The sequence below is a fragment of the Rhizomonospora bruguierae genome, assembly GCF_018397995.1.
In the GTDB taxonomy this organism is placed as follows: domain Bacteria; phylum Actinomycetota; class Actinomycetes; order Mycobacteriales; family Micromonosporaceae; genus Rhizomonospora; species Rhizomonospora bruguierae.
In genome coordinates, this window is the sequence record NZ_BBQH01000103.1 from 1 (window position 1) to 11,393 (window position 11,393).

The window sequence follows — 11,393 nt, forward strand, 5'->3', positions numbered from 1 at the left end:
AGTCTCTCCCCTCGACCAACGTGCCGGTTTTGCAAAATATGCCACTAGCCGCGCAGATCATCCACCTCAGGCGTGTTGCCGCCGGGCAGCGGCTGCCGACTGCGGTCCCAACCAAGCGATGCCAGAGTAAGGGCACCACCGGAAGGGCGGACTGTTCAAGCCCTACAGCTTAACGCTGGAGCAGTCGGCGTATCGGCCAGCCGCCGGCCAGCGGTGCGGCGTCGCGCGCATCCTGCTGACGATCTCGTGCCTGCCCTCGTAAGGTGGCCAAAGCCGCAGGTCCTTATACGGGCGACCGTGGCGCCGCCGACCCGCAGCGTGTCAGGTTTCGGGTCAGCTACCTGCGGTCCGGCAGCGAAGTCGGACCGTAAGTCGGCATTCCCTCTCCATCTACCTTCGGTGATCGTAGAGGCAGATCCGGTGATATCGATGCCGCGCGCCGACGTCCTGCGACTGTGGTCAGTCCACTCGCCGCACAGCAACTTCCTTGACATCAGAGGGATTTCCATAGAACGTTATTCATGCGTGCATGCATAGAGGATCTTGTTTCGTGATGCTGTAGGAGGCAGTTCGATGCCAGACCCCCAGGCTGCGACCGCGCCTGACGCTGAAGAGCGAGATCGCCGGACCACCGGGCCGGTCAGGCTCGGTCTGATCGGCTGCGGGCAGTGGGGTGCCAACGTCGCGGCGGCAGCTGAACGAACTGTCGGAGCCCGGCTGTCGGCTGTAGCGGACGTCAATCCCGAGGCTGCGACGAGGCTTGCCGCCCGTCTGGCGTCCGCACCCAAGGTCCTACCGCCAGCGGACCTGCTGAATGACCGGCAGTTCGACGCAGTGCTGATCGTGACGGATGCCGCAAGTCACTTCGAGCTTGCTATGGCGGCGATCTGTCAGGGCAAGCACGTATTCGTCGAGAAGCCGCTGGCTATGTCGACCACGGACTCGGTCGCGTTGGCCAAGGCTGCGGCGACAGCCGGCCTCACTCTCATGGTGGGCCACACGTTCCTGTACTCCGAGCACGTCATCGACGTTGAGCGTGCTCTCCGGGAGGGGCAGGTTGGCGAGCTGCGTTACGTCAGCCTGCAGCGCCTGGCGTACGGAAGGTTCCGCGAGGACGCCAACGTCATCTGGAACCTCGGACCGCATGACGTGTCGATCCTGATCCGCTGGGCTGGACGTCCGCCGGCGGCGGTGCGCTGCGTGGAGTACATGTTCACCCGGCCCACCATCTCCGACTTGGCTTTCCTCACACTCGACTTCGGCGACTTCCTCGGCCACGTGCACGTCAGCTGCATCGACCCCGAGAAGGTCAGGCGGGCTACGGTCGCGGGCACAGCGGGAGGCATCGTCTACGACGACGTGGGCGGAGCTGTCCGGCTGCACGTCAACGGCAGCAAGGTGCTACCGCGAACCCTGTCGGCAGGCGATTCTCGCCCTCCGCTCGACACCGAGCTGAGCCACTTCGCGGACTGCGTCCGCACTGGTGCGCGTCCGCGGACTGACGGCATCCACGGCGCGATCGTGGTGGCTGTGCTGGAAGCCGCCACTGCTTCGGCCGAGCTCGGCGGCGACTGGATCGACCTCACGATGGCCTTGGGGCAGGTGTCGTCGGCTACCGATCCCGGCCCTCGGCCCGATCGACCCGCCTACGGTTCCTTACTCGTCCCCTCGCAAAGGACGTCCTTCGCATGACCGACTTGCTGATCTCCGGCCGGCTGAACACCCGCCGGATCGACACCGATCTCGTCGAGGCGCTCCGTGAGGCTTTCGGCGGCGTCCCTGCGGTGGTCGGCGCGATGCTGATGGGGTCGCGTTCACGGGGTATCGCCCACGCCAAGAGCAACATCGACGTTCAAATGATCATCGACAGCCTCGACGCCGGCACCGCCGAGGGCATCGCAAAGGTCCGCGACGAGCTGGCCGCACAGCTCGGCATTCCGATCAGCGTCAACGTGCACACCTTGGCCGACGCGCAGCCTTCGCTGGGGCGGTACGAGCTGTTCCAGCACAAGAACCGCGCGGAGCTGTTCATCTACCAGGCCAAGTACACCAGCGTGAAGCTGTTCGGACGGAACATCTTCGCCGAGTTCACCGACCCGCCTCCGTCGCGTACCCGTCGCGAGGCCATCCGGACCGTAGCCTCCTTCTCCTACTTCCTGCGCAAGTTCCTGTTCGACGTCTCGATGGCGCCCCACGGCGCGGCCGAGTTCGTGCGGACGCCGCTCATCAGCCTGGAGTACATTGCGGCGTTCTACGGCTACCTCAGCATGGGCTACCGCGACGGCCTGGATCATCTGACCGCGACTGAGCGGCTGACCGCTGAGGAGATCGCGTTCCTGGAAGAGTGCGCCACCCGCAAGGCCACTTCGCAGTTCGAAGAGGTGGGCGCGGCCTTCGCGTTGCGCGGGGCGACCTTCCTGGACGCCGTCCATGGCCGCATGCTCGACGATTTCCGCCGCCGGGGCGTCAGCGACGTCCGATGGAACGGGCAGGACAGCGCGGTCCGCTGGGACATCGCGCTACCGCAGGCGGCAGCGATGAGCATCCTGTGGGCTGGGCAGAAGGCACTGCTCGTGCAGCGACGCCCCGACGACTACCTCTACCCCGGCCAATGGACGATCCCGGGCGGCTACCTCCAGGCCGGCGAGGATCCTCGCGACGGAGCGGCCCGTGAGGTGTGGGAGGAGACCGGCACCTACCTCGCCATCAGCCGCCTGTTCGACGGCCAGCCCGTCGTGAGTGGCCGACTGGCCGCGTTCTCGTTCGAGGTCGAGTTGCCCGACAGCGCTGCACCCCGCCTGACCGAGCACTCGAACTTCCGGTTCGTCGATGCGAGCGAGGTGCTGTCGATGGTCCTCACCCCCGAGGCCCGTCTGATCTTCGAGCGTCGCCTCAGCCAGACCCACCCCCACTGAAACCGGCCAGCGCAAGAGTGAGGATGCCGCAGCATGGATGCCACTGAATACGACCATCTCGCCGTCGAAACGGCGGTCCGGGCGCTCTGGGAGGAGCACGACATCTACCGGTTCGACCGTTCGGCGGTCGGCCCGGTGTTCAGCATCGATACACCTCCTCCGTACGTGTCAGCGTCCCACCTGCACGTCGGCCACGCCATGAGCTACTCGCAGCCCGACTTCGTGGTCCGGTACCGAAGGATGCAAGGCGACCGTGTCTTCTACCCGATGGGTTTCGACGACAACGGCCTCCCCACCGAGCGCTACGTCGAGAAGACCTACGGGGTCAAAGCCGTCGACATGCCGCGGTCGGAGTTCGTGGCCCTGTGCCTGGCCGAGACCCGCAAGACGGCGGCCCGGTACGAGGATCTGTGGCGCCGCGTGGGTCTGTCGGTCGACTGGGATCTGCTCTACTCGACCATCGACAAGCGGTGCCAGCTCACCGCGCAGACCAGCTTCATCAAGCTCCACCAGGCGGGCCATCTGCGTCGGGTGGAAGATCCGATCATCTGGTGTACCGAGTGCCGGACCGCCCTGGCGCAAGCCGACGTCGAAGACCTCGAACGCACCGGGAAGATGTACGACATCGCTTTCGCGGCGGCGGACAGTCGGGCGCTGGTCATCGCGACGACCCGCCCCGAGCTGCTGCCCGCCTGCGTGGCGCTGTACTTCCATCCGGAAGACGAGCGATACCAGGACCTGCTCGGCACCCAGGCGACCGTGCCGCTGTTCGGCAATCAGGTCCCGATCAAGGCCGAGGAGTCCGTCGATCCCGCCTTCGGCACGGGGCTGATGATGGTCTGCACGTTCGGCGACGGCGAAGATGTCCTGAAGTGGCGACGCGACGGGCTCGACCTGCGGCTCGTCGTCACCCCCGACGGCCGGCTGTCAGAGCTCGCCGGGCAGTTCGCGGGTCTGCAACTGACCCAGGCGCGAGCGGCGATCGTGGCCCAGCTCGCAGAGATCGGCGCGTTGACTAACAGCCGCCCACTCAAGCAGAACGTCGGGGTGCACGAGCGGTGCCTGACGCCGGTGGAGTACCAGATCCGGGCGCAGTGGTTCATCCGCGTGCGCGAGCACCAGGACGCGTTCCTGGCCCGCGCCAAGGAGCTGACCTGGATACCTGCCCACATGCGGCGCCGCCTCGAAGACTGGATCGAGGGCCTGAAGTGGGACTGGAACATTAGCCGCCAGCGGCACTACGGTGTGCCGTTTCCCGTGTGGTTCTGCGACGACTGCGGCCACGCGGTCACCGCCGACCTGAGCGCGCTGCCCGTCGACCCCCTCGCCGACGCACCGCCGATGGATGCCTGCCCGGCCTGCTCCGGTCGCCTCAGCCCGGATCCCGACGTCATGGACACGTGGATGACCTCCTCCCTGTCGCCGCAGATCAACGACGGCTGGGCGGTCAACGGGCTGATCAGCGACCCGCAGCTGGCTCCCATGAGTTTGCGTGTGCAGGCGTTCGAGATCATCAGAACCTGGCTGTTCTACACGATCGTGCAGTCGCAGTACCACTTCGACCGGCTGCCCTGGCAGACCGTGATGATCTCCGGCTGGGGGCTGAACGAGCAGGGCAAGAAGATCGCCAAGCGAGACCTCGACCAGTCCGCCACGCCGGATGGCTTCAACCGCTACGTCCCCGATCACGTCATCGAGCGGTACGGCGCTGACGCGCTGCGCATCTGGGCCACCAAGGCCCGAATCGGCACCGACCTGCGCTACAACGAGAAGGACGTCAAGACCGGCCGCAAGTTCGCCGTGAAGATGTGGAACGTCGCCCGGCTGATGACCATGTACGGGTTCGACCCACAAGCCGCACCCGATCCCGCCGCGCTGTGCACCGACGTGGACCGGTGGATGCTGTCGCACCTGGCGTCCGCCATCGACGAGACCACCGCGGCGATGGACCAGTACGACTTCATGCAGGGATACCAGGCCGCGACACGCTTCTTCTGGTCGGTTTTCTGCGACCGGTATATCGAGATGGTCAAAGAGCGGTTCCTCAACTCCGGCAATCACACCGACGCCGAGCGGGCCAGCGCCCGCGCGGCCCTCGGCGTCGGCTTCCGCGCCGTCCTCGGCATGTTCGCGCCCTTCGCCCCGTTCATCACGGACTATCTCTACCAGCAGATGTTCCGGCCCCACGAGAACACCGTCAGCCTTCACCTCACGTCCTGGCCGGCAGGGCAGCCGCAGTGGCGGACCGACCGCAAGCTCATCGACGACATGTCCACGATCCTCGACCAGATCCGCGTCCTGCGCAGCAGCCTCAGCCTCGGCAGCAACACCCGCATCGCGAAAGTCGTGCTGCAGGGCGTCACCGACGACGGCCACCGGACCGCCCGAGCACTGGCCGAACCGCTTCGCGTGGCTGCCCGCGCCGACGAAGCGGTCTTCAATGACGCGGGCACCGACAGCGGCGTCGACGGCATCAAGGTCGCCATCATCGCCTGACATACCGCCCGGCTGGCCACTACCTGAATCATGGCGGCCAGCCGGGCACGCCTACCCGAACCCTCGGATCCGCACATATCAGCTACGGAGGCATCGCCATGCCCACACGAGTACGTAGCTTCGCACCAGGGCCGTCCATCCTTCCCGACGACGTGCTGACCGAGTACCAGGCAAGCGTCGAGCACTACGCCGACACCGGGCTCGGCATCCTCGAACTGGGCCACCGCAGCGGACAGTTCGAGCAGCTCTACAACACCACCGTCGAGCGCCTCCGCGCGCTCATCGGCGTCCCGGCGGGATACGAGCTGCTGCTACTGCACGGCGGCGCGCGCTTCCAGTTCACGATGCTGCCCGCCAACCACCTCGGCCCAGACGCCGTCGCGGACTACCTGGTCACGGGACACTTCGGGGCGGCAGCAGCCGCCGAGGCGGCGGTCTATGGCTACGTCAACATCGCCGCCTCCACACACGCAGACGGCTACCTGCGCCTGCCTTCGCCAGCCGAAGTGTCGTTCACGCCGAACGCCCGGTACGTGCACTACACGTCGAACAACACCGAAATGGGCACGCAGTTCAAGCAGTCGCCCGACATTCCGGCGGGCACGTGGCTCGCCTGTGACGCGTCCAGCGACCTCCTCACCCGCCCGTTCGACGTCGCCCGGCACGGCCTGATCTACGCGACCTCTCACAAGAACCTCGGCACCGCCGGCGTCGCGCTCGTCGTGATCCGAGCCGACCTCCTCGAACCGGTACGCCAACTCCCGCCCTTCCTCAGCTACCTCACGCACGCGCAGGCAGGGTCGCGATTCAACACCCCACCGATCAGCGCGATCTTCGTTCTGAACCTCATGGCCGGGTGGACCATCCAGCAAGGCGGAGTCGAGGCGATGGACACCCTCAGCACTGCCAAGTCCCAGCTGCTCTACCGCACGATCGACGACAGCGACTTCTACACGGGCCTCGCCGACCGCGACAGCCGGTCGAAGGTAAATGTCACGTTCGCGCTGCCGACCGCGGAACTGGAGGACGAGTTTCAGACAGACGCCGCGCAGCAGGGACTCGTCGGACTGTGGGGATACCGCAAGGTTGGACACCTGCGTGCTTCGCTGTTCAACGCGATCTCCCTGGATACGGTCGGCCAGCTCGTCGAATTTATGGCGCACTTCGCCCGCGCCAAGCGGCGGCGGCTGCTCCGCCACGTGCCGGGCGGAGAAGCGCGGGTGCTGCGATGATCGCGTGGGAGGACCGCGAGCCGAGCACGGTCCTGTTGGCGCCGCCGTCACCGCCCGGTGCGCCGCACCTCGGCGGCATCTACACATGGGTGCTGCTCGACGCGGCTCGCCGGACTGCCCAGCACTTCGACGGCGATGCTCATTTGCCGCAGTCGTGGAACATGTCGAGCCGCCGCTTGGAGCCGACGTTCGGCCACGATCCGGAGGAGTTTGCCCGCTACTGCAGACTTGCTGTCACCAACGCCGTAGCCACGTTGGAACGCTACGGCATCGTGGTGTCGCCCCATGTCGCAATACGGGATGACGACGCGTCCGTGCGAGCACATGTCCAAGCCGTCATCACCGAACTGGCCAACAACGACGTCGTCCGCTACCTGGCCGCTGAGGAGAAGTGGTGCCTCAACTGCCGGATCGCCCTCCCGCCGAGCGCCGATGCCGAACACTGCTTCACCTGTGGCGGCCCGCTGCGTCTGCGAACCACATGGGACTGGTTCTTACCCATCGACCTTGACGAGGTGTTCCGTCGCGCGGCCAACGTGAAATGGGTGCCCGGCTATGGCATCCGCCGTCTGCACAGCCTCACCGACGTCCATCCGTTGATCCGAGTCGGTCACCCTCGGCGGAATCTCGGCGTCCCTTCCCCGCTACATGACGGCGAGATCCTCGATCCGCGGCTGGTCGGTGCTCTCGGGCCAAGCCTGCTGCGCCGCCTCGGCCTGAACGGCCCGATCGTGGCCGCGGCCGGATTCGATATCCAACGCAAGTGGCTGTTGACGCTCCTAGCCGCCAACCGACCCGGCGCATTGCCCGCCATGATCGTCCAGCACGGCACGCTGCTGGACACGGCAGGGCGCAAGCTCTCGCGCTACACCGGTGCCTCACTCTCCGACGCGCCGACTGACGTCGAGCCGTGCCTTGTCCGCGCCGCGCTGCTGTCCGCACCGCTCGGCAAGGATCTCCGTGCTGCCGCGCTGGCCACCGTGGGTGCCTCACGGCTGCGCGAAAAGGTGTTGAACAGTCTGCGGTACATCGGTCTACAGCAACCCCGCACCGGCGGCATCGACTTGGACGCCGCATGCGACGAGTTGCTCAGCGAGGTCGAGTCGCGGCTGAAGGCATTCGACATCCCGCGTGCCTACGCGGGCTTCCAGCGCGCGATCCGCTCCGTGTCCAGCACGCTCATCCCGATGATCCGGCGGCAGGGCACGGCCTCCTACGCCGCGACCTGCCGCCGCATCGTCTCGCTGCACCGCATCTTCTACGGCGATGACCCACGGCTACCCGGAATGTCTGCCGGTCTCGAGCTGCTCGATGCGGATGGCGGTACAGAGCTCAGGTGAGAGCGCCCGACCGCGCCCCTTCGTGATCGTTCGCCTGATTCGACTGCCATCTACTCGGCCAGGTGAAACACGCGGCCACGAACAGCACCACCGCGGCGACGACGAAGGTCGCGTCCAGCCCGGCCGACTTCGCCACCGCGCCGCCAACGAGCGCGCCGAGCCCCGCCCCGCCCAGGCCCAGAATCCGGAACGCCGCGACCACCCGACCGATCAAGTCGTCCGACGACAGCGCCTGTCGCGCTGAGCCGACAGCGACCGACGCCAGACTTGCCGCCGCGCCGTAGACGACGAACAGCGCGGCTATCACCCAGACGTTGCCCGCCAGCATCGCCACCAGCCACACCCCCGCCTGGACAGCCATCGCGGCAGCCTGCACCTTGCGGTACGCCAAACCCGCGATCAGGCGGCGAGCATTGGTCGCGGCGACGATCCCACCCACCGCCATCGCCGCCAGCAGAGCCCCGTAGGCCGCATTCGGAAGCTGAAGTGTGCGTTGGGCATAGAGCACGAACGTCCCCATGACCATGAAATAGCCGAAATTGAACACGCCCATCGCGACCGCGAGGACGCGAAGTTCCGGTGTTCTGAACAGGTGGCGCATGCCTTCACGAATCGACGCCCACAAAGGCTGGTGGGCCGGCTGCTCAGACCGCACATCGGGCAGCATCCGCACCAGCACCGCCGAGGCCAGGAACGAGACCGCGTCGACGGCGAACGGCAGGGACCGGCCGACTGAGAACGTCAACGAGCCGAGAGGCGGACCCACCAACGACCGCCCCGTGGTGTCCAGCGCCCAGTACCGGCCGTTGACCTTGCTCAGGTCATCCCCGCCCCTGCCGACAATCATTGGGATCACGGCCTGCGACGCGGCGTCGAAGAAGCACTGGGCGACACCCACCGCGAAGACGACCGTGATCAGCAGCGGAATGCTCGCCCAGCCGAGCACCAACGCTGCGGCCAGCAGCCCGATCAGCGCCGCGCGGACGAGGTCGGCGATCACGAGCACTCGGCGGCGTGGCCACCTGTCCGCGAGCGCTCCAGCGGGCAGCCCGAGGGCGAGCCACGGCAGGTAGAAAGCCGCGCTCACAGCGGAGATCGCAAGCGGATCGGCTGTCAGCGTCGAAGCCAGCAGAGGTGCGGCGGCGATGAACGCTCCGTCGCCTGCGACGGAGACAGCCACCGCAGCCAACAGAGGACGGATCTGACGCCGCCGGTCGGCAACAGCCGCCGACCGGGCCGATGGCGCTGGCTGGGAGCTTTCAGGCTGCAGGGACGCCGAACTCACCGTTGCCCACGCCGTGCAAGAACGCCACCCACTCGTGCCGTGTGAAGACCAGGACAGGGCTGGCGTCAGACAGTTTCGAGTCCCGCACCCCCACCTCCTCCTCGACGAACGCGGCCTCTACGCAGCCCGTGTCGCCGCTCACGCTGCTCTTTCGCCACGTCGCGCCTGCGAACCCCACTGATGTCATCAGCTGCCTCCCACTCCGGGAATGATGGCGTCGAAGCGCTCGACCTCAACATCGAGAGCATTGAGGTATTTAACGGCATGATTGCCGCGCAGTGCAACGGACTTTAGCCCCGTGAACGCCTTCTCAAACCGGGCGACGGCAGCCTCCTCGCTGAAATAGCAGTCACCTCCGGGCGACTCGATCCATACAGTGCGAGGGCTAAGGCCGGAACGGAAGTCGAAGATGGTGAACCCCTGAGCCGCTACGACCGCGTGCTGCGCGCCGATCGGGACGACACCGAACTCGATGTTGGGATGGTCCACCAAACCCGTCAGATGCTGGATCTGACCTCGGCACACCTCGACCGGGAACGCGCGGAACAGCAGAGCTCGAGCGTCCACCACAACCACGAAGCGAGGCGCGTCAGGTCCCTCCAACGTCTGCTGTCGCGCCATGCGCACGTCGGCGATGTAGTCCGGGCTTCCCGCCCCGACCGCGACCGCCATCGCGTGGGCGTAGGCTCGGGTCTGCAACAGGCCCGGCACTACGACCGGCTGATACTGCCTGATCTCCCGCGTTGTCGACTCCAGCGCCGCGACTGCTCCCTGCCTCCGTCCCCAGCCGCCGGCACTCGTGATCCAGGACCCCTCGCCGTTCTCCTCCGCAGTCGCCGCCAGCAGCTCGGCACGGATGTCGGGATCGACCCCGTAGAGGCCGAGTAATCGGTCTACGTCGCGAACGGTGAACGCCGTCGTCCCGGTCTCGATCCGGGAGACCTTCGACTGCGACCACTGAAGCGAATCTGCGACGCGCTCCCCGGACAATCCCAGGTTCTCGCGTACTCGACGCAGCTCAGCGCCCACTCGGTAGCGTTGAGGCGATCCGCGAGTACCCATACGTCAGCGACTCCATGCGCACGTGCATAAGCTCCTCGGACAGTACAGCACCGGTAGCGCCGAGGACCAGCGCCGGCGCCCCGTCAAGATCGCGCGAACCCGGGCGACGTGAGCGGTCAACCCTCATAGCGTGCGCCCCTACTCCACCAGCGCGTTCATGCTCGTCTGGAAGACCAGGTAGAGCGAACGGGTGTGGCGCTGTTTGCCGGCGACTGATCACTTACGGACCCGGGCCGAAGCCCGTCTGACAAGGTGCTGGCCAAGCTTCGCCGTGAGCTGCAAACGTTCGCTCAGGGGCACCTCGGAGGACTTAGCACTGTTGAAGTCATCGCCCACGTACCGCGGAATGATGTGCCAGTGGAGATGGAAGATGTCTTGAGCGGGAGGTCCCAGGTTGAGCCGCACCGTCGTCCCGCTGGCACCGAACGCAGCCTTCACCGCCTGCGTCGTTACCTGAAGCGCGGCCAGCATGGGGGCCGCCTTCTCGGGCGGCACGTCGGCGATGCCGCCGAAGTGACCTGCTGGGACGAGAAGCATGTGACCTCTGTTGTTCGGCCGCTGGTGAAGTGCCGGAAAAACAACGAACTCGTTGTTGACGGCAAGGCAGACCCCAGGATCGGTAACGCCAGCCGTCACCGAGCAGAACACGCACGACAGATTCAAGATCGCGATCGCCTCCCGGAGCGAAGTTTCGCACCATCCTCCCCGATGAGTTGACGTGCGCAGCGGATGGATGCGCGCGTCTTGGTGTCTTAAGGGGCAGACGCGCAGGCCAACCTCAGGGGGCCCCGGGTTCGGGTCATGCCCTGAGCCGGCGCCCGAAGCCCGGGAAGGTCGCCACCGAGGCCGCCTCCTGCCGGCCGGCGACGCCCGGGCGGTAGGCTCCTCATGATCTTGGATGATGTGCGCGGTGTGTGCTCTCCAGCGGAAGCCAACCCGGGTCAACCCGTGCCAACGCGGGTCACCCTGGCCGACCGCCGGTCGCAAACCGGGGTTCGTGTGCTCGGGGTGTGGTCCTGGGCTGGGAGAACAGGCCTGCGGGTGACGTGGGTGAACGTGGGCC

General features: G+C 66.6%; 9 protein-coding genes. 5 read left to right on the plus strand and 4 right to left on the minus strand.

Annotation, left to right across the window (positions count from 1 at the left end):
- Nucleotides 1-573 precede the first annotated feature (573 nt).
- The 5 genes from KJS59_RS29695 (at nt 574) to KJS59_RS29715 (ending at nt 7,983) form a co-directional block, all read left to right on the plus strand.
- Complete coding sequence (locus KJS59_RS29695; protein WP_213457159.1) at nt 574-1,692, plus strand: Gfo/Idh/MocA family protein; 1,119 nt, start codon at nt 574-576, stop codon at nt 1,690-1,692.
- Complete coding sequence (locus KJS59_RS29700) at nt 1,689-2,915, plus strand: NUDIX domain-containing protein (RefSeq protein WP_213457161.1); 1,227 nt, start codon at nt 1,689-1,691, stop codon at nt 2,913-2,915. The genes KJS59_RS29695 and KJS59_RS29700 overlap by 4 nt, the downstream gene beginning before the upstream one ends.
- 33 nt (nt 2,916-2,948) lie before the next feature.
- A complete protein-coding gene (locus KJS59_RS29705) occupies nt 2,949-5,411 on the plus strand; it encodes a valine--tRNA ligase (protein ID WP_213457163.1) in 2,463 nt (820 codons plus the stop codon).
- 98 nt (nt 5,412-5,509) lie between these two features.
- Entirely contained in the window at nt 5,510-6,643 is a 1,134-nt protein-coding gene (serC, locus tag KJS59_RS29710) for a 3-phosphoserine/phosphohydroxythreonine transaminase (RefSeq protein WP_213457165.1), read from the plus strand.
- Entirely contained in the window at nt 6,640-7,983 is a 1,344-nt protein-coding gene (locus KJS59_RS29715; RefSeq protein ID WP_213457167.1) for a hypothetical protein, read from the plus strand. Before serC ends, KJS59_RS29715 begins: the two co-directional genes overlap by 4 nt.
- Here the strand turns inward: KJS59_RS29715 and KJS59_RS29720 are convergent.
- The 4 genes from KJS59_RS29720 to KJS59_RS29735 form a co-directional block, all read right to left on the minus strand.
- Nucleotides 7,976-9,163: an MFS transporter gene (locus KJS59_RS29720; RefSeq protein ID WP_213457169.1), complete on the minus strand. Its 1,188-nt coding sequence runs from the start codon at nt 9,161-9,163 to the stop codon at nt 7,976-7,978. The genes KJS59_RS29715 and KJS59_RS29720 overlap by 8 nt on opposite strands.
- A 79-nt stretch (nt 9,164-9,242) precedes the next feature.
- Nucleotides 9,243-9,455 (minus strand): DUF397 domain-containing protein, encoded by a 213-nt coding sequence (locus KJS59_RS29725; RefSeq protein ID WP_213457171.1) that lies wholly within the window; start codon nt 9,453-9,455, stop codon nt 9,243-9,245.
- Entirely contained in the window at nt 9,455-10,297 is an 843-nt protein-coding gene (locus KJS59_RS29730) for a helix-turn-helix domain-containing protein (RefSeq protein WP_213457173.1), read from the minus strand. The genes KJS59_RS29725 and KJS59_RS29730 overlap by 1 nt, the downstream gene beginning before the upstream one ends.
- A gap of 249 nt (nt 10,298-10,546) precedes the next feature.
- Nucleotides 10,547-10,978 (minus strand): HIT family protein, encoded by a 432-nt coding sequence (locus tag KJS59_RS29735; RefSeq protein ID WP_213457175.1) that lies wholly within the window; start codon nt 10,976-10,978, stop codon nt 10,547-10,549.
- Nucleotides 10,979-11,393: the final 415 nt, after the last annotated feature.

Bases quoted from the DNA above. Each gene is read 5' to 3' on its own strand.
- KJS59_RS29705 (WP_213457163.1), top strand. From the start codon at position 2,949: ATGGATGCCACTGAATACGACCATCTCGCCGTCGAAACGGCGGTCCGG.
- KJS59_RS29715 (WP_213457167.1), top strand. From the start codon at position 6,640: ATGATCGCGTGGGAGGACCGCGAGCCGAGCACGGTCCTGTTGGCGCCG.
- serC (WP_213457165.1), top strand. From the start codon at position 5,510: ATGCCCACACGAGTACGTAGCTTCGCACCAGGGCCGTCCATCCTTCCC.
- KJS59_RS29695 (WP_213457159.1), top strand. From the start codon at position 574: ATGCCAGACCCCCAGGCTGCGACCGCGCCTGACGCTGAAGAGCGAGAT.
- KJS59_RS29725 (WP_213457171.1), bottom strand. From the start codon at position 9,455: ATGACATCAGTGGGGTTCGCAGGCGCGACGTGGCGAAAGAGCAGCGTG.
- KJS59_RS29700 (WP_213457161.1), top strand. From the start codon at position 1,689: ATGACCGACTTGCTGATCTCCGGCCGGCTGAACACCCGCCGGATCGAC.